Here is an 18,599-nt window from a genome sequence, read left to right as displayed (position 1 = left end):
TTCAGTTCGTTGTCTGGCGCAGCAGCATGGTGCCGCCGCGCTGGGTAAATTCAAGTTTGTTCAGCGCACTCATGCCCAGCAGCACCTGCTCGCCGTCCAGCCCGGGGGCCGCTACAGCTCGCACATCGCGCAGCACAATGGCGCCCAGCTGCAGGCGATCGATGCGGGTCTGGTAGCCCTGGGTGCGGCCATTGGCGGTGCTCAGGGTCACCGGGAGGCCCTTGGGCAGTGCCAGTTGCCTGGCCAGATCCAGCGGTACTGCCACATCGGTGGCACCGGTATCGAGTAAAAATTCCACCGGCACGTTGTTGATCCGGCCACTGGCGACGAAATGGCCCTGCACGTTGCCGAGCAGTTTGACTTCGATATAACCCTCGCCTTGCTGCGAGGTCACTTCGGTATTGGGGTTTTGCTGACGCTGTTCCCAGCGCCCGAAAAACTGCGTGGCCAGGTACAGGCCCGCGCACCAGGCCACGATCATGAAGATACGCCCCACGCCTTTGCCCGGTGCTTGCTGGCTCATTGTTTGGCACTCCAGCCACCTTGCGGTGCAGCAAAGCGCCAGACGATGGGACGTTTTTCGCCATCGGCGCGTCTATGGCTGCCGTTGTCGACCCCGACCCAGGCGCCCTTGGCATCCAGGCTCAGGGCCTCGGTGTTGCCATAGCCGGTGTTGTAACGCCGGGCATCGGTCAGGGCATCATTGGCAAACGACCAACAGCGTTCGATCTCGCCCGTATTCGGGGTACGCCGGCAAATACGATAGGCCATGCGCTCAAGGGTAAACAGCTTGTCCTCGAACAGCGCCAGGTCGGCAAAGTCCTTTGCCTGGGCCTTGGCGTTGAGTTGCGTCGGCGGCTGTTCAAGACCGCCTTCGCTCATCAGCACGCAGCCGTTTTCGCAGTCCCATACACTCTGTTTTTTGCGAATCGTCAGCAAGCCACGGCGCTCACGCTCGGCCGCCAGCCATATCTGATTACCCTGCGAGTTGACGGCAATCCCCTCAAACAGCGCATTGAAATGCAGCAACATGCCGCTGGCACGGGCCTGACGCACCAGCGCCGGGTCGATTTTAAGCCATGAAGGCGCCCCGGCCTGAGGGATTTGCAGTACCGCTGCATGGGACTCACTGACCACGAACCGGTTGCCCGCCTCATCGCAACTGATCCCTTCAAAGTCCAGCTCGCCGCCGCGCAACGGGCTGATGGCCTTGCCCATCATGCGCACGCCCCACGGCAAGCCGCTTTCCGGCGCTGGCGGCACATCGACAGGCAAGGCTTCGGCCTGCCACAGAGATTCGCGGGTATCGAGGCGATAAATCTGATCATCATCACGATCAGACACCGCCCACAGCTCACCCGAACATAATGCCAGCCCGGACAGATTGCCACCGCGCATGCCTTCAACCGGATGCTCTGACTGCAACGCCAGTTCTGGCCAGGTATCGGCCATGACCGGCGCAGCACCCAAACAGAACAAGCCCAGCAAGGCACTGCGCATCAGGCCAGCACCTGCGCCAGGTTGCCTTTGGATTCGAGCCAGGACTTGCGGTCACCGGCGCGTTTCTTGGCCAGCAGCATGTCCATCATTTCTGACGTGGCGGCGAAGTCTTCAAGAGTGAGTTGCACCAGGCGACGGGTGTTCGGATCCATCGTGGTTTCGCGCAGCTGTGGCGGGTTCATCTCACCCAGCCCCTTGAATCGTGTGACTTGCGGCTTGCCGCGTTTTTTCTCGGCGACAAGACGGTCAAGAATGCCGTCGCGCTCGGCTTCGTCCAGGGCGTAGAAGATCTCCTTGCCCAGGTCGATGCGGTACAGCGGCGGCATCGCCACATAGACGTGACCGGCATCCACCAGCGGGCGGAAGTGCTGCACAAACAATGCACAGAGCAAAGTAGCAATGTGCAGGCCGTCGGAGTCGGCGTCGGCAAGGATGCAGATCTTGCCGTAACGCAACTGGCTCATATCGGCCGCGCCCGGATCGACACCGATGGCCACAGCGATATTGTGCACTTCCTGGCTCGCCAGCACTTCGCTGCCGTCGACTTCCCAGGTGTTGAGGATCTTGCCGCGCAACGGCAGGATCGCCTGGAACTCCTTGTCCCGCGCCTGCTTGGCCGAGCCGCCTGCAGAATCACCTTCCACCAGGAACAGCTCGGAGCGCATCGGGTCTTGCCCGGCGCAGTCCGCCAGCTTGCCCGGCAAGGCCGGCCCCTGAGTAATGCGCTTGCGTTCGACCTTTTTACTGGCCTTGAGCCTGCGCCCGGCGTTGTTGATCGCCAGTTCGGCCAGTTGCATGCCCAACTCGGGGTTGGCGTTGAGCCACAGGCTGAAGGAGTCCTTGATCACGCCCGAGACAAATGCCGCCGCCTCACGGGATGACAGACGCTCTTTGGTCTGACCCGAGAACTGGGGTTCCTGCATTTTCATCGACAGCACGAACGCAATGCGCTCCCACACATCTTCAGGCGCCAGCTTGACACCCCGCGGCAGCAGGCTGCGGAACTCGCAGAACTCGCGCATGGCATCGAGCAAGCCCTGGCGCAGGCCGTTGACGTGGGTACCGCCCTGGGCCGTAGGGATCAGGTTGACGTAGCTTTCCTGCACGCTGTCGCCGCCCTCGGGCAGCCACAGCAAGGCCCAGTCGATGGCTTCCTTGTTACCGGCCAGGCTGCCGCAGAACGGCTCGTCGGGCAGGCGTTCAAACTCGCTGACTGCATCGACCAGATACGAGCGCAGGCCGTCTTCGTAATGCCACTCGACCTTTTCGTTGGTGTTTTTGTCTTCGAACGTAACCAGCAGCCCCGGGCATAGCACGGCCTTGGCCTTGAGCACGTGCTTGAGGCGGCTGACGGAAAACTTGGGTGAATCGAAGTATTTCGGGTCCGGCGCGAAGTACACGCTGGTGCCGGTGTTGCGCTTGCCAACCGTACCGATAATTTCCAGATCGGTGGCTTTATAGCCATCGGCAAAGGTCATCTGGTACTCGTTGCCGTCACGCTTGACCTTGACCCGTACCAGCGTCGACAGCGCGTTGACCACCGAGATGCCCACGCCGTGCAGGCCGCCGGAGAACTGGTAGTTCTTGTTGGAGAACTTGCCGCCGGCGTGGAGCTTGGTGAGGATCAGCTCGACGCCCGGCACACCCTCTTCAGGGTGGATGTCCACCGGCATGCCGCGCCCGTCATCGCTGACTTCCAGCGAATGATCGGCGTGCAGGATGACGTTGACCGACTTGGCGTGACCGGCCAGGGCCTCGTCGACGCTGTTGTCGATGACTTCCTGGGCCAGGTGGTTGGGCCGGCTGGTGTCGGTATACATGCCGGGGCGTTTGCGCACCGGGTCGAGGCCCGAGAGGACTTCGATGGCGTCGGCGTTATAAGAGCTAGCGCTGGGAGTGGCCATAGGGTCTCGTCGTTAGTCGTAAGTGAAAAAAAGGGCCATTCGACGGGCGCCTTAAAGGGCCGCGAAGTCGATGGTTTCAAACTGTTCGGCGCCGATCCCTGCAAAGTTCAGCAAGTCGGGCAGCTGCTGGGCAAAGCCCTGATAACTGTGATCACCGCCCGCCTCAATACGCAACGTACATGCCGCGTAGTACTGTTCAGCGTAGCGGTAGTCCAGGGTTTCATCGCCTGTCTGCAACCACACCTGACAACGCTGCGCGTCCTGAGGGGCTGGCACTTCAAGTTCTGCCAGCGCCTGCACGTGATCGAGGGTCAGTTCCCAGGTTTCGCCGCTGTAGTGATTGGTTTGCGTGCCCAGATAGCCGTCGAACATCCGGTGCGGGCTGACGGCCGGATTGATCAGCAAGGTCTTGAGGCCGTATTGGCGGGCCAGCCATGTCGCATAGTAGCCGCCGAGCGAGCTGCCGACCAGCAATGGGCTGCCAAGCTCACTGATTACGCCCTGCAATTGGGCAATGGCCTGGCGCGGATGATGGTGCAGGGCAGGCACCCGCAGTTGCCCGCCAAGGCCCATGCCGTGCATAGCCGACGTCAACTGCATGGCTTTCTTGGACTCGGGGGCACTGTTGAACCCGTGGATATACAAGATGGAACCTGACATGCGATGACCCCCGAAGACCCGTTAAGCTGAACACAGCAACAATAAAGGCGCGCAGTTTAGCCTGACTCAGGGGCAATGACTCGCTTCAAGATAATTCAGTAATTGTTGGCGCTGTAATCCGGCTCAAAGGTGAAATCCGCCAGGCGCGACACGCCGGTTTGCAGAGTGCCGTCCGGTTGCAAGCGCAGCCAGCGATAGCCCGGTGCCTCGCCGCTGACCTTGAAGTCTGGGCTGCCCACCGCGAACTGGATGCAGGTAGAGGGCGTGGCTAGCAATCGAACGTCGTTGCGCTGCTGGTCGAACGCCTGATGAACATGCCCCCACAGTACCGCCCGGGCCTGGGGATAACGGTCCATGACCGACCAGAATTCTTTGGCATTGCGCAGACCGATCGGCTCCAGCCACGGGCAGCCCACCGACACCGGGTGGTGATGCAGGCACACCAGGTGATGGCGATCGGGGGCTTCGCTCAAGGACTGGGCCAGCAATTGCAACTGATCGTCCTCCAGGTAACCGGGGGTGGAGTGGGGAACAGCCGAGTTGAGCAGCGTAATGCGCCAATTGCCAATATCGACCACCGGCTCCAGAAGACGGCTTTGCACGGCCGCTTCACGCATCTGCGCAACTTGATCGTGGTTGCCGGGGATCCAGCGGCCAAAGGGTGCCAACGGCGCGGTCAGTGTGCGAAAGCGTTGATAAGCCTCGACACTGCCGTCCTGGGTCAGATCACCAGTGGCCAGCAGGCCGTCAATATGCGGCTGCTCGGCCTGCACCAGATCAATCACTTGCTGCAGGCTTTGCGCGGTCTTGAGCCCCAGCAGCGAGCCATCCGCTTCTGCAAACAGGTGGCTGTCAGAGAGCTGCACCAGCAGCACCGGGTCTTCGGTGGTCAGCGTGGATACATTCGGCAAGGTGGCTCTCCCGGGGAGGGTCAGTGAATGGCGCGATTATGCCATTGAGTATGGCCATTATGGGAGTAAGCGCCTTGATCCAGAGGCCAGTTTTTTGGTGCGCTTGCCAGGATTTCAGCGCACATCTGCGTACTCATGGCCACAGGCCAGGCAATGACTTAGCCACTCACCCAAAAACACATTGAGCTGGGCCTTTTCGTCGGGCTGGTGCATGGCGATATTGGGGTAGGGATAAATGCTGCGAAAGCGCCGCGCATGCTCGGCCGCGACCACTTCGGCCATGCGCGCATCGTGATACACCTGCACCTGCAATTGAGGCACCGGCAACCACGGCAAGCTGTGCTCCTGGCTGACACGCAGGGTGCTGGTGTACGGGCAATCGAGGATCACCTCCAGCGTCAGCACGCCCAGCATCTGATCGCCCTGGGTCACGGCAATCTGGCGCGGGCCGGGTTGCTCGCGCATTTCGGGCAACAAACGCATCAGACGCGCATAGTTGGCCTCGCAAGCGGCCTGCAGCCCGATCAGATCGACCCGATAACGATCGCGAACCCCATTTACGACCATAACCCCCTCACTTCAGCGCGATTAAGCGCCAGCCATTGCAGGGCAATAATGCTCGCTGCATTGGAAATACGCCCATCACGTACTGCTTGCAGCGCATCTTCGTACGCCCATACCGTTACACGAATATCTTCTGCCTCTTCCTCCAGACCATGCAAGCCCCCGACGCCCTCAGTGCTGCAACGCCCGAGATAGAGATGAACAAACTCGGTGCTGCCCCCCGGCGACGGGAAGTAGCGAGTGATCGGCCACAACGACGAGAACGTCAGCCCGGCCTCTTCTTCACCTTCACGGTGAGCCACTTCCTCGGGCACTTCAGCCTTGTCGATCAGCCCGGCAACCAGCTCGATCAGCCAGGGCGTGTCAGTCTTGCCCAGGGCGCCGACGCGGAACTGTTCGATCAGTACCACTTCATCACGCTGCGGGTCGTAGGGCAGCACACAGACTGCATCATGTCGTACAAACACCTCACGACTGATCTCGCGACTCATGCCTCCGGCAAAGAGTTCGTGTCGCAGATGCACCCGATCAAGCTTGTAAAAACCCTGATAACCGTTCTCGCGCTTTACGATCTCGACGGTGCTTGGCCTGGCCTTGGTGATGTCAGTCATTACAAACCCCTTGCTGGCGAATTTCACCGTGGGCGGACCCTCGGCATCGCGCATCCTAACGCGCCAGAGACTGCGGATGCAGCCTCTTTTCTAACACGGGGATAGACGGATCGCCTGCAAAACAACTCTAATTGGCTCTACATAAGCTTAGTGGCGAACCGATGCCCATGCTGGCAGTCGAACCACCATCACTCCCCCACTCTTCCGACGATGAAGGACGACCATGTCGCTTTTAAAGTTTGCTTCCATGACTTGCATCGCCCTGACCCTGGGCGCTTGCCAAAGCGTGTTCCAGCCTGCGGTGCAAAAGCCGTTGGCGTTTGCCAATGACGCTTCTGAGCAAGTCAAGGCAGGCTGCACCGGCCAGGATTGCCCGCTGGTGAACATCGATACACTGCATTTTCCCGACGCCCCCAAGCTCGATGCGCTGATCGAAAATCGCCTGTTGCGAATGACCGTCAATTCGCCTGAGGACAAACTGGCGCCCTCGCTCAACGCCTATCGCGAACACTTCCTGCGTACGGCCGACAGCCGTAACAGCACTTATTTGCAGGCCAAGGTACGCGAGCAGCATGACGGTCTGGTGATTGTCGAGCTTTCCAGCTACCTGGATACCGGGGGCGCCCATGGCATGCCGGGCCGCGGCTTTATCAACTACTCGCGCTCACAGCAAAAGGACGTGACCCTGCAGGACATGCTGCTGCCGGGTCAGGAACAGGCTTTCTGGGGTGCAGCCAAAGTGGCTCACAACAACTGGCTGATCAGCAGCCATTACGGCAGCGATCCGGAGTTCGTGAAAAACTGGCCGTTCGAGAAAACCCCGCATGTGGCGCTGCTCAAAGACAACGTAGTGCTCAAGTACGACGTGTACAGCATTGCGCCGTACTCTGAGGGCCATGTTGAGTTGAAGATTCCGTACTCGCGTTTGAACGGGATTTTAAAGCCAGAGTGGTTTCCGGGTCGCGGGTAACGCCAACCGCCCCTGTGGCAGCGGGCTAGCTCGCGATGGGATCGATACGGTCTCACTTGAAAACCGCGTCGCCAGCATCGCGAGCAAGCCCGCTCCCACAGTGTGCTAGGCCGTTTTTGACCCGCGCCCCAACAGCCACTGCAACCCGCCGGCCAGCAACAACGCGGGCAATGTTGCGCCTACATCCGGCAGCACGTTCGCCGGCAGGTGATAGGTCAGCACCCCGCCCAGCCAGGCCAGCAGCGTCGGCCAGCGCCACAACTCAGGCGCAACCCGGGCACTGCGCTGGCGCAGGATAAAGTGATCCACCAGCACCACGCCGAACAATGGCGCGAACACCGAACCAATCAGCAACAGAAAGTTCTGGTACTGCGCCAGCGGCGCAAAGCAGGCGATCAAGGTGCAGACCACGCCGATGGCCAGGGCCAGATGCTCGACTTTCAAACGCAACAGAATCCCGCCTGACACCGCCGCCGAGTGAATATCGGCAAATGCGTTTTCCGACTCATCGAGCAAAATCAGCAGCAGCGGAATCCCCAGCCCGGCCCCTGCCAGCGCCAACAGCAGCGCATTCACTTCACCACTCGGGGCGAATGCCAGGGTGTAAGCCACGCCCAGGCTCATCAGCCAGAAGTTACCGATAAAGAAGCCCAAGGCCGTGCCGCCGAACACGTTTTGTGCACGCTTGCCGAAGCGTGAGTAATCCGCAATCAGCGGCAACCACGACAGCGGCATGGCAATGGCAATGTCAAAACCCACTGCGAACGGCAGCGAACCATCGCCTTTTTGCGCCCACAGCGCTGGCAGATCGGCTTTGGCAAACAGGTTCCAGGTCAGCCATAGACAGGCCGCCAGCAGTAACCAGATACCCCATTTGCGCAGAATCTTGCGCACAAAGGTCAATGGCCCGCTCACCGCAAGCAAGGTGGCCAAGGCGCCGAACAACAGCGTCAGCAACAGGGGGTTACTCAACAGGCTGCCTTCGCCAAAAGCCCGGGCGCCAAGCAGGCTGGCCGCGTCGCGCATCACGATGATTTCAAACGAGCCCCAGCCGATCAGTTGCAGCACGTTGAGCATGGCCGGGAGCATGGCACCGCGGCTGCCCAGGCTGAGCTTGAGCGCAGCCATGGACGAAAGGCCGGTATCGCTGCCAATCACACCGACCGAAGCCAATAGCGACACGCCCACCAGCGTGCCGAGAAAAATCGCCAGCAATGAACCCGACAGTCCCAGCCCCGGCGCAAGCAACGCGCCGGTCTGCAACACCATCAGGCCAATGCCGAGGGAGAACCACAGGGAGAACAAATCGCGACCACCGAATGCACGCCGGTCCAGAGGAACAGCAAGGTCGGGAGAGTAAGTACCGGGTGTGTTCAAGGAATGAATCCCACAAAGAGAAAACCGCCTAAAAAACCTGTGGGAGCGGGCTTGCTCGCGATGCAATCAACTCGGTGCAGCTGAATCACCGAGGTGCTGCAATCGCGAGCAAGCCCGCTCCCACAAGGGGACTGCTTACATCACACTTTTTTGTACAGCTGACTGCCTTCCTGCTTGAAGCGCTCGGCCTGTTCGGCAAGGCCTTTGGCCACATCCACGTCGATGGCATCTATACGCTGGTTGGCGGCGTAGATACGAACTTCCTGGGTGATTTTCATCGAGCAGAACTTCGGCCCGCACATGGAGCAGAAATGCGCGACCTTGGCCGAATCCTTGGGCAGCGTTTCGTCGTGATAGGAGCGCGCCGTGTCCGGATCCAGGCCCAGGTTGAACTGATCTTCCCAACGGAACTCAAAACGCGCCTTGCTCAGGGCGTTGTCGCGGATCTGAGCGCCTGGATGACCCTTGGCAAGGTCGGCAGCATGGGCCGCGATCTTGTAGGTGATGATCCCGGTCTTCACGTCATCCTTGTTCGGCAGGCCCAAGTGTTCCTTGGGCGTCACGTAGCAAAGCATGGCGCAACCGAACCAGCCGATCATCGCCGCACCAATGCCCGAGGTGATGTGGTCGTAACCCGGCGCAATGTCGGTGGTCAGCGGGCCGAGGGTGTAGAACGGCGCCTCGTCACAGCACTCCAGCTGCTTGTCCATGTTCTCCTTGATCAACTGCATCGGCACGTGGCCAGGGCCTTCGATCATGCACTGCACGTCGTGCTTCCAGGCGATCTTGGTCAGCTCGCCAAGGGTTTCCAGCTCGCCGAACTGCGCCGCGTCATTGGCGTCGGCAATCGATCCCGGACGCAAGCCATCGCCCAGCGAGAAGCTGACGTCGTAGGCTTTCATGATTTCGCAGATTTCGTCGAAGTGGGTGTAAAGGAAGTTTTCTTTGTGGTGCGCCAGGCACCACTTGGCCATGATCGAACCACCACGGGACACAATCCCGGTCACGCGCTTGGCGGTCAGCGGCACATAACGCAGCAGCACACCTGCGTGGATGGTGAAGTAGTCCACGCCCTGCTCGGCCTGCTCGATCAGGGTGTCGCGGAACAGCTCCCAGGTCAGGTCTTCGGCCACGCCGTTGACCTTTTCCAGCGCCTGGTAAATCGGCACCGTACCAATCGGCACCGGCGAGTTGCGGATGATCCACTCGCGGGTTTCGTGAATGTGCTTGCCGGTGGACAGGTCCATGACCGTGTCCGATCCCCAGCGAATGCCCCAGGTCAGCTTGGCCACTTCTTCTTCAATAGAAGAGCCCAGCGCACTGTTGCCGATATTGCCGTTGATCTTCACCAGGAAGTTGCGACCGATGATCATCGGTTCCAGCTCAACGTGGTTGATGTTGGCCGGGATGATGGCGCGGCCGCGGGCGATTTCATCACGCACGAATTCGGCGGTGATTTCTTTCGGGATGCTCGCGCCAAAGCTGTGGCCCGGATGCTGCTGGTCAAGCAAACCGGCGGCGCGGGCTTCCTGCAGCTTCATGTTTTCGCGGATGGCGACGTATTCCATCTCGGCGGTGATGATGCCCTGACGCGCATAGTGCATCTGGCTGACGTTGTCACCGGCCTTGGCCCGACGCGGGTTCTTCACGTGGGCGAAGCGCAGTTTGGTCAACTCTGCATCTTCAAGGCGCATCTGCCCAAAGTTGGAGCTCAGGCCCGGCAGGCGCTCGGTGTCGTCACGGTCGTCAATCCACGCCGAGCGCACATCGTCCAGACCTTTGCGCACATCAATTTGCACCGACGGGTCGGTATACGGGCCCGAAGTGTCGTAGATCAATACCGGGGCGTTCACTTCACCGCCAAAATCGGTAGGTGTGACATCCAGGCTGACTTCACGCATCGGCACCAGAATGTCCGGGCGCGAACCCTGTACGTAGACTTTTTGCGAGCGGGTAAACGGCTTGACCGACTGCTCATCGACCTTGGCCGAATCACTGAGATTGATCGCGTTTTTTGGTTTTGTACTCATCACGGCTCTCCAGACTGCATCCAGGCGGATTGTCGGAGGGAGAACCTGAAAAATGTACGGATGCACCCAAGGACTGGGTGCTGAGTGACGGCCTCGAATGATTGATCATTTTTTGACCAATCAATCCCGGACAGCACTCAAGAGGACTCGCCGGGAGACGAGAAATCTTGTTCCCTACGCAGGCGTTAACCTGATCAGGTTCAACGGGATCCGAAATTATTCGATCTCAGCCTCATAGCAAGGCACCCCGACAAGAACGCGCCCAGTCTAGAGAAGAGTGAGGCAGAACGCCAACCCCTCAATCAATGGCGTGATAAAAGGCGCAAGAACGGCATTGTTGCAAGGTGCCACCACTACTACACTCGCTACTTCTTGAAACCGCGAGTCGGACTCGGGCTTTCATTTTTCGCATTCTTGAACTAGGGATCGCTCATGCTGCGCAAACTATCACTGGCTATCGCCGTGTCTTGGGCGTCCAGCGCAATGGCGCTGGAAACCACCGCCCCATTGTCCAGCCAAAACGGCCTGGTCAGCGTTTACCACGAAGCGGTCGACAACAACGCCGACCTGGCGGCGGCCCGCGCCGGTTACGAGGCGCAAAAGGAAGTGGTGCCCCAGGCCCGTGCCGGCTTGCTGCCCAACCTGTCAGGGGGGGCCGAGTCGAGCAACGTGCGCACGGCCATCGACCAGCCATCGTTGACCACCACCCGCAGCGCGATGGTCTACCAGGCCACGCTGGCACAGCCGATTTTCCGGATTGACCGCTGGTTCCAGTTGAAAGCCGCCGAATCGATCAACGAACAGGCTGCACTGCAACTCTCGGCCACCGAGCAAAACCTGATTCTGCAAAGCGCCAATGCCTACTTCTCGGTACTGCGCGCCCAGGACACACTGGCGGCGACCAAGGCCGAAGAGGCCGCGTTCAAGCGCCAGCTGGACCAGTCCCGCGAGCGCTTTGACGTGGGTCTGTCGGACAAGACTGACGTGCTGCAATCCCAGGCCAGCTACGATACGGCGCGGGCCAACCGGATGCTGGCCCAGCGTCAGGTCGAAGACGCTTTTGAATCGCTGATCACCCTGACCAACCGCCAGTACAATGCGATTGAAGGCATGCGTCACACCTTGCCGATCCTGCCGCCGATGCCCAATGACGCCAAGTCATGGGTAGACACCGCCGCGCAGCAGAACCTCAACCTGCTGGCCAGCAATTACGCGGTAAACGCCGCCGAAGAAACCCTCAAGCAGCGCAAGGCTGGCCATGCGCCAACCCTCGATGCCGTGGCACAGTACAAAACCGGCGACAACGACGCTTTCGGTTTGAGCAACCCCAACGCCCTGAACCAGCGTTACGGCGGCGACGTGTCCCAGCGCAGCATCGGCGTGCAGTTGAATATCCCGATCTATAGCGGCGGGCTGACCAGCTCCCAGGTGCGCGAGTCGTACTCGCGCCTGGACCAGACCGAACAACAGCGTGAAGCCTTGCGCCGTCAGGTGGTGGAAAACACCCGCAACCTGCACCGCGCGGTCAACACCGACGTTGAACAGGTGCAGGCACGCAAACAGTCGATCATCTCCAACCAGAGCGCACTGGAAGCCACGGAAATCGGCTACCAGGTGGGTACACGCAATATCGTCGACGTGCTCGACGCCCAGCGCCAGCTGTACAACTCGGTACGTGATTACAACAACAGCCGCTACGACTACATCCTCGACAACCTGCGCCTCAAGCAGGCTGCAGGAACGTTGAACCCGGGGGATCTGGAAGCGCTGTCACATTATTTGAAAGCCGACTACAACCCGGACAAGGACTTTCTGCCACCGGACCTGGCCAAGGCCGCCGAAGCCAATCTGCGCTCGCCGGGCAACTGACTTTCGCGCAATTTGATTGGCTGACATATCCAGCTAACACCGTTCCTTGAACGCTCCAGAAGTTAATACGGCATCGGTCGTATGACCTTCTGGAACGCAACACAGGAACGCTCATGCCTACAGTCCCCTCGCCCTCCCTCGCCCTGCCCGAAAATGCCGTACGGGCACAGTTCGCCAACCCGCCCCCACTCACAACGGTCGCCCGGCAAATGCTCGCAGCGGCCATTGCACAGCGCTATCCCTCACTGCGAATCAGCCTCGAACGCACCCGCCTGGCCGTGCCCAGGCCCGGTGGAGGCTGGTCGCTGGAGCCGTTCATGCCCCGGGTGCTGGATTACCTGGGTAGCGGTGTCACGCTGGATTTAAGCCCCGTCAACACACAACCCTACTACCTGACCGATAACGCCCCCGACTGGCTCAAGCCCGATGACGGTGAGTTGGATATGCAGGTTATCGAAAGCCTGGTCAAGGAACTCCCCTGGCGCCTGCCCGTCGGCCTGCAGAATGCACTGCACCAGTGGTGGACAAAAAAAACCGATACCGGCACCAGCCGCTGGCGGTGGCTCAGCGATGTGATGCGGGACACCCTGACAATTGGTGCAATTCGGCAAACCGGTCTGAACCCGGCCGCCCTTGCTGCCATCAACCAGGTCATCACCACGCCCGACCTCGAAGAGCGTATCCGCCTGTATGGCGAGAACGCTGTGCGCGCCTATTGGCTCGAAGCCACCCTGCTGAATCCTGAGGTGGTTTACTCCGGGCTCAATACAAGGATTGCTCTGGTCACCCGAAACCAGGTGATGATGTGCAAAGCTGACGGCGACACCCTCACCTTTAAAAGCATGGACACACTGGGTCAGGCCTGGGCCAGGAAAATCATCAGCTCGTACACCGTAAAAGAAATTCGCATGAAGCAATTTGAGCTGGAGGGCAATTTTTTCGATGCCAGCGCCGCCGCCATTCTGAACCGGCAACTTGAACGCACAGCCACGCTAAAAGTGCCGTCCAGTATAGGCTGGCAGGCACTGCAAAGGGTTTACAGGTCCATCACGGATACCTCGGCATACTTTGCCGACGCGCCCAAAGCCACCTTGCAGAGCCTTACAACGGTCAAAAACCACTTGCCCGAATGGCTGAATAACGCGTCAGCGGCCAGCATCGCACGCTATCGCCATTACAGCCTTGCCCTGTATGCCGCCAAACAGGCCAGCGAAGGCAAGACCTACCTGTATGGCATCAGCGACATCCACACCTATGCCGCCGACGCGTTGCACTGGCAAATGCGCGCCGACCAGCGACAATTCGAGCAAGATATCCCCATGCAAGAGCGCATGGATCAGTTTGCACCCAATGATATCGAGCTGACTTTTCTGTCCGCCACCGGCCTGCCCGGGACCATCGGCATCGTGGAGAGCACCACCATGAGCCTGACCGAGCTGTCCCTGAAAAATCTGATCGGTCGGCCCGAAGGTGCACTCAGCCTGCGCCATCGCCTGGGGGAGCCACTGCCAGGATGGTTGACGCCCGACTACATCACCCGACGCGGCGGGCTGATCGAAAAGGTCGATATCGGCAGGGTGTACCCCAAGTATCTTGAAAACGCACTGTTGAGCAACACACCCGACGCCCTGGTGCGCGAAAGGTTTTTCGCCACTCAAACCAGCGTGCAACTGCCGATGGAAGCGCTGGAACTGAGCCTGAAAAAACAAAATGGCCTGACCCCGCTGGGCGCCCGCCATGTGGCCGCAGTGGTACACACCTGCGCCGCTGAGCAACAGGTCGAAGGACTGGCAGTGGTCATTCGTCATTTGGCCCTGCTACGCCACCCCGAAGCCCTGCCCGACATTGTGGGCAACATGTTTATCATCGAGCCGGCCAACGTCGAGTATGGGCCACATGTGCTGTACCGGCCTTTTTACTCGCCATCACTGCTGGAGTTCAGCACCCGCGACGCACTGCTGGACGCCATTGTCGAGCCCTCGCCTCTGCAAACCAGCGTACTGACCTGGTTGAGTGACATTGCCCGTCCGATCTACGACAACGGCGGCTTCAAGGAGCCACATTACCTGCGCTTCGGTTTGGGCAGTGAGTTCGCTCCGATTGAACGGCCGGGTCCTGCCAGGCTGGCCACCAACGGCAGCGACGAGTTACTGCAATTTCTACAGAACGGCCAGTTGATGCAGTACCTCTTTGGCTGTAATGCCAGGGCGCTGGTGGAGCAGGCGAACACAGATTCGGTGTCCAATACGGAAAGCCGCTGGGGGGTGCTACTGGAAGGTGGCAGCCTGATTTTCAACAGCCTGTTGCTGCTGCCGGGCTTGCCACCCCCCATCATGCTGACCGGCGGTTTGCTGAGTGTCGCGAAACTGGCCAGCCAGGACATCCCCGCTCTTGCCAGCAGTGACGCCGCGACTCGCGAGCTGGCAGCCGCCGATGTATTGCTTAACCTGGGCATGTTGCTGTTCCACCAGTCCCAGACGGCTCTGCAGAAACTCACACCACTTCCAGAAGGGTTAATGAGCAAGGCCTTGCGAGCGCAGGCGCCGGCCCGTATCGCCGAAATCTGGCCGGAGCCGGAGCCGCCCAAAATTGTCACGGGCATCGTGGCCCTGCCCGGCGAGTTGCCTGGTGCCCGCAGCACCGAGCTGGACTTGGGCATCGCCAGCGCCAGCGATCGCCTGACTGCCAGCAGACGCGAGCTGTTGGCCAGTTTCAAGGTGGCGCGACCCGAAACTTTACCGCCTCCGATACCCGACGGCATGTTCAAGGGGCTTTATTTAATTGATCAGAAGTGGCACGCCTTGCTCGGTGAAGGGCTGTACCCCGTGCACATCGACAGCGAAGATAATGTCGCCATCTCTTCAAACACCGATATCAATCGCATTGGCCCGAACCTGAGAACGGATGGTAAAGGCAATTGGTTTGTAGACACCCGCCTGCGTTTACAGGCTGGGGGCCTCTCCAGACGCATAGCGTCCCTGCAAGCGCAAAAAGCCCGGCGTAAAAGTGAACTGCAAACACAGCTGACTGACTTTTACCCCCTTGAAGCTCCGCGGCAGAAGGCCGTTGATATCACCCACAGCGCCCTGAGAAGTGCAATGGCAGACCCACGCTTCACTGCCGAGCAGCTCGCCGCTTTACGCGAGAGGCTCAAAACCGCACTGCACGCGGAGTTGAGCGGTTACCAGGCATTGCTGGCCACTGCCGAGGAACGCAGCAAGCTTGATATCCCCTTTCACGAAACGATCGTGATTTCCATGCTGGAGAAGTCCTTCGACAACCGGATCATCTCCCTGGTTGTCTCGGCAAACGAACAAAGAGCCCTGATCAACAAGTGGCCGCAGTTCAATGCAGAGGACGCTGATATCGAGGCCGCGGTACAGGCAGACCCCCAGGGGTATGCACAGTCAAACCGCGAGCAGGTGGCAATCAACGAGATCACGATAGAACGTATCGAGCAAAGAGACGGCTATCTGGAGCAGTTGTACAACTTCGGCGAAGCGGGCATCGCTGCCGCTACCGAACTGGCCCGTTCAATACCTGCGGCTGGACATACCAGCCTGACCCTCAAGGGTTTTCAGCTCGACTGCCTGAAACAGGCCAGCTCCACCCCCTCCGCAAGCAGTCTCACAGAAGAAAGCCTTGATAGCGCCATTGACCCGCTCAATGAGCACACCCACACCCATAACCAGCTCAATACTCTGGAAATCGACGCTGACAAACGCCTGGAGGTACTGGACAGCCTGGTGGAGAACTACGGCCAGGCGCTGGATGCCCTGGAAGGCATTGGCTTGATGTATGCCGATGAACTGGATCCCGAGTACTTCAAAAAACTTCGTCTGTTGCTGACAGAGCTCTATCAGGATGTCACCCGCCAACTGGCGGCCGAGATCAAGCCGCCCCCGCAGCCCCCCGCACAAAGACCTGGAAAGCGCACACCACCTGCCGCTGGCAGTCGCTCCAAAAAAGTGATTCATGTCCGTGGCAAGGGCAAATTGATCGGCGAACTCCGGCCCGCAGACAACGAATGGCTGAGTGATGTCATTGAAATCCGCTCAGACTATGACGAGCAATTACTGTCGACTTATTTGCAGCACGAGGACGAATGGATCGAGATTAAAACCGTGCGTACTGAATCACCGCGCACACGGGCACTGAATATCATCAAGGGTGATACGCGCAAACTTTACGCCTTGTCCGAGTGGCATCTGCACAAGGCCACAGTGCACAGCATGAGTACCCGCTACCCGCAGGAAGTCGAGGAAGAACTCATTCGCGAAGCCAATAAGCTCGACAAGCTGGCCACTGAACTGCACTTGGCCCTGCAGACCCAAGCCGAGGATTCAAGGTCCCAGGACGATCAGACCCTGATCGACAGCATGCGCAGTGCTGCCCAAAAAATGATCAGGGAAGGCAGGGAGATGCGCATCAAGTTGAGCTTCGAACTGCCGCCGACCCATGGCAACCTGCAGTACCTGATTGATGAGAAACAGGTCCAGATAGCGGGGCTAGGCAAGCGCATCCCGTTAACCGGTGAGCGGCAGGACTACATGCAGGAGTACGCCGTCAACGACCGCCAGGGCAGCCCGCTGTGGTATGCCCATTTTCACTATGACGAGGCCCATACCCCGAAAGCGAACTACACGGCCGCTCACTTGAAGACAAAAGAGCAGCGAAAATTCAGCTACATCGTCCAGCTGGACAAGGCTAAAACTGCCCCTGCCATCGTAAACGTGCATCGCGGCCAGATTGGTAAAGACCTGGCCGAACGCTGGTTTCTGCCACTGGCCGACTAGCGCGACATCAACCGTCCCAGGCCATCGAGCAACCGCTGCAAGGCGCCCTGATTGCGCTGCATGACTTTAAGGCCCGCCTGGCCCATGCGCCGGGCGTCTTGCGGCAACTCGAACAAGCGCTGTACCGCCAGCGCCAGCCCTTGGGCGTCGTCCACTTCTTCCAGTGCTCCGGCGTCGCGCAGCATCGCGCTGATTTCCAGAAAGTTGAACAGATGTGGCCCGCTCAACACCGGTTTGGCCAGCGCCGCCGGTTCCAGCAGGTTGTGCCCGCCATTGGGAACCAGACTGCCCCCCACAAAAGCGGTGTCTGCCAGCGCGTACAAAAACAGCAATTCACCCATGGTATCACCCAGCATGACCTGGGTACTTGCGGTGACCGGCTCGCCACTGGAACGGCGCACCGTGGCAAACCCTTCGCGCTGGCACAGCTCGAATACCTGATTGAAGCGCTCCGGGTGCCGAGGCACCAGCATCAGCAACGCATTGGGGTAATGGCCAAGCAATTGCCGATGGGCCGCGAGCACAATCTCGTCCTCCCCCTCGTGGGTGCTGGCTGCAATCCATACCGGGCGAGCCAGAGCCTGCCACTGCTCACGCAGCTCCCGGGCATCGACCAGCAGCTGGGGGTCGATGGTCAGGTCAAACTTGATCGAGCCGGTGACCTCAACGCACTCAGGTCGTGCACCCAATTGACGAAAGCGCTCGGCTTCGGTTTCGGTCTGCACGGCAATCAGGCTCATTTCTTCCAACATGGGCCGGGTCAGGCGGGCGAAGCGGCCATAGCCCTTGGCCGAGCGTGCCGACAAGCGGGCATTGGCGAGCGCCACCGGTATGCCGCGCTTGGCACACTGATGGATATGATTGGGCCACAACTCGGTTTCCATGATGACCGCGAGTTTGGGTTGCACGCGATTCAAAAAGCGCGCGGCCGCCCACGGCAAGTCGTAAGGCAGGTAGCAATGCTGAATACGCGGCTCATTCGCGAACAGCGCCTGGATCCGCTCGGACCCGGTGGGTGTCATACACGTCACTGTGATTGGCAGCTGTGGGTAACGTTTTAGCAGCTCACGAATCATCGGCGCGGCAGCGATGCTCTCGCCCACCGAGACCGCATGCACCCAGATCCCCCCCGGCTGCAGGGTCGGCAGATTCAAGGCGAAACGCTCACCAATACGCCGGGCATAAGCGGGCGCCTTGCGCGCCCGCAGCCACAATCGAATCGCCACCAGTGGCAGCCCCAGATGAAACAGCAAGGTGTAGAGAGTTCTATTCATGGGTGCGGAGTTTACTTGAAAAAGTATTCACGATGATGGCACCGAATACTCCCTACCCTGTCGCAACCAGAACGCACTACACACTTTCACAACTACTAGAATGCCTTGCTGCTAAATTGCCCCGCTCCACACT

13 protein-coding genes and 1 riboswitch are annotated in these 18,599 nt (G+C 59.6%); of the genes, 3 read left to right on the top strand and 10 right to left on the bottom strand.

The window, feature by feature from the left end; translation table 11 throughout:
- Position 1: 1 nt before the first annotated feature.
- From GHO03_RS04675 to GHO03_RS04645, 7 genes are all read right to left on the bottom strand, one after another.
- Positions 2–523, bottom strand: a complete 522-nt coding sequence (locus tag GHO03_RS04675; protein ID WP_095000940.1) for a TIGR02281 family clan AA aspartic protease — start codon at positions 521–523, stop codon at positions 2–4.
- Positions 520–1,500: an esterase-like activity of phytase family protein gene (locus tag GHO03_RS04670; RefSeq protein ID WP_095031363.1), complete on the bottom strand. Its 981-nt coding sequence runs from the start codon at positions 1,498–1,500 to the stop codon at positions 520–522. Before GHO03_RS04670 ends, GHO03_RS04675 begins: the two co-directional genes overlap by 4 nt.
- A complete protein-coding gene (gene parE, locus GHO03_RS04665) occupies positions 1,500–3,404 on the bottom strand; it encodes a DNA topoisomerase IV subunit B (protein ID WP_095000938.1) in 1,905 nt (634 codons plus the stop codon). The genes GHO03_RS04670 and parE overlap by 1 nt, the downstream gene beginning before the upstream one ends.
- Positions 3,405–3,455: 51 nt before the next feature.
- A complete protein-coding gene (locus GHO03_RS04660; RefSeq protein ID WP_153399290.1) occupies positions 3,456–4,064 on the bottom strand; it encodes a YqiA/YcfP family alpha/beta fold hydrolase in 609 nt (202 codons plus the stop codon).
- 95 nt (positions 4,065–4,159) lie between these two features.
- Positions 4,160–4,975 (bottom strand): 3',5'-cyclic-AMP phosphodiesterase, encoded by an 816-nt coding sequence (gene cpdA / locus GHO03_RS04655; protein WP_095000936.1) that lies wholly within the window; start codon positions 4,973–4,975, stop codon positions 4,160–4,162.
- A gap of 114 nt (positions 4,976–5,089) precedes the next feature.
- Positions 5,090–5,542, bottom strand: a complete 453-nt coding sequence (locus tag GHO03_RS04650) for a DUF1249 domain-containing protein (RefSeq protein WP_095017687.1) — start codon at positions 5,540–5,542, stop codon at positions 5,090–5,092.
- Entirely contained in the window at positions 5,533–6,150 is a 618-nt protein-coding gene (locus GHO03_RS04645; protein ID WP_095001096.1) for an NUDIX domain-containing protein, read from the bottom strand. The genes GHO03_RS04650 and GHO03_RS04645 overlap by 10 nt, the downstream gene beginning before the upstream one ends.
- A 223-nt stretch (positions 6,151–6,373) precedes the next feature.
- Here GHO03_RS04645 and GHO03_RS04640 point away from each other — a divergent pair, with 223 nt between their 5' ends.
- Entirely contained in the window at positions 6,374–7,120 is a 747-nt protein-coding gene (locus tag GHO03_RS04640; RefSeq protein WP_095000934.1) for an RsiV family protein, read from the top strand.
- A 105-nt stretch (positions 7,121–7,225) separates the two neighbouring features.
- Here the strand turns inward: GHO03_RS04640 and cytX are convergent, their stop codons facing one another.
- A complete protein-coding gene (gene cytX / locus GHO03_RS04635; RefSeq protein WP_153399288.1) occupies positions 7,226–8,497 on the bottom strand; it encodes a putative hydroxymethylpyrimidine transporter CytX in 1,272 nt (423 codons plus the stop codon).
- A gap of 140 nt (positions 8,498–8,637) precedes the next feature.
- Positions 8,638–10,527 carry a phosphomethylpyrimidine synthase ThiC gene (gene thiC / locus GHO03_RS04630; protein ID WP_153399286.1) on the bottom strand — a complete coding sequence of 630 codons (1,890 nt, stop codon included), beginning with the start codon at positions 10,525–10,527 and terminating at the stop codon, positions 8,638–8,640.
- A 154-nt stretch (positions 10,528–10,681) separates the two neighbouring features.
- A riboswitch (TPP riboswitch) is annotated at positions 10,682–10,787 on the bottom strand.
- 172 nt (positions 10,788–10,959) lie between these two features.
- Between thiC and GHO03_RS04625 the strand changes: the two genes are divergently transcribed.
- Entirely contained in the window at positions 10,960–12,396 is a 1,437-nt protein-coding gene (locus tag GHO03_RS04625; protein ID WP_095000932.1) for a TolC family outer membrane protein, read from the top strand.
- Positions 12,397–12,509: 113 nt separating this feature from the next.
- Positions 12,510–17,192, top strand: coding sequence for a dermonecrotic toxin domain-containing protein (locus tag GHO03_RS04620; RefSeq protein ID WP_153399284.1), 4,683 nt, complete (start codon positions 12,510–12,512; stop codon positions 17,190–17,192).
- Here the strand turns inward: GHO03_RS04620 and waaA are convergent.
- Complete coding sequence (gene waaA / locus GHO03_RS04615) at positions 17,189–18,466, bottom strand: lipid IV(A) 3-deoxy-D-manno-octulosonic acid transferase (RefSeq protein ID WP_095017690.1); 1,278 nt, start codon at positions 18,464–18,466, stop codon at positions 17,189–17,191. The genes GHO03_RS04620 and waaA overlap by 4 nt on opposite strands.
- Between the last annotated feature and the right edge of the window lie 133 nt (positions 18,467–18,599).

Source organism: Pseudomonas sp. FSL R10-1339 (assembly GCF_009600545.1).
In the GTDB taxonomy this organism is placed as follows: Bacteria; Pseudomonadota; Gammaproteobacteria; order Pseudomonadales; family Pseudomonadaceae; genus Aquipseudomonas; species Aquipseudomonas bubulae.
The sequence above is the reverse complement of the archived record's forward strand: the minus strand, read 5'-3'. Positions and strand labels throughout refer to the sequence as shown.

Bases quoted from the DNA above. Each gene is read 5' to 3' on its own strand.
- parE (WP_095000938.1), bottom strand. From the start codon at position 3,404: ATGGCCACTCCCAGCGCTAGCTCTTATAACGCCGACGCCATCGAAGTC.
- waaA (WP_095017690.1), bottom strand. From the start codon at position 18,466: ATGAATAGAACTCTCTACACCTTGCTGTTTCATCTGGGGCTGCCACTG.
- GHO03_RS04640 (WP_095000934.1), top strand. From the start codon at position 6,374: ATGTCGCTTTTAAAGTTTGCTTCCATGACTTGCATCGCCCTGACCCTG.
- GHO03_RS04660 (WP_153399290.1), bottom strand. From the start codon at position 4,064: ATGTCAGGTTCCATCTTGTATATCCACGGGTTCAACAGTGCCCCCGAG.
- GHO03_RS04650 (WP_095017687.1), bottom strand. From the start codon at position 5,542: ATGGTCGTAAATGGGGTTCGCGATCGTTATCGGGTCGATCTGATCGGG.
- thiC (WP_153399286.1), bottom strand. From the start codon at position 10,527: ATGAGTACAAAACCAAAAAACGCGATCAATCTCAGTGATTCGGCCAAG.
- GHO03_RS04675 (WP_095000940.1), bottom strand. From the start codon at position 523: ATGAGCCAGCAAGCACCGGGCAAAGGCGTGGGGCGTATCTTCATGATC.
- GHO03_RS04620 (WP_153399284.1), top strand. From the start codon at position 12,510: ATGCCTACAGTCCCCTCGCCCTCCCTCGCCCTGCCCGAAAATGCCGTA.
- GHO03_RS04670 (WP_095031363.1), bottom strand. From the start codon at position 1,500: ATGCGCAGTGCCTTGCTGGGCTTGTTCTGTTTGGGTGCTGCGCCGGTC.
- GHO03_RS04645 (WP_095001096.1), bottom strand. From the start codon at position 6,150: ATGACTGACATCACCAAGGCCAGGCCAAGCACCGTCGAGATCGTAAAG.
- GHO03_RS04625 (WP_095000932.1), top strand. From the start codon at position 10,960: ATGCTGCGCAAACTATCACTGGCTATCGCCGTGTCTTGGGCGTCCAGC.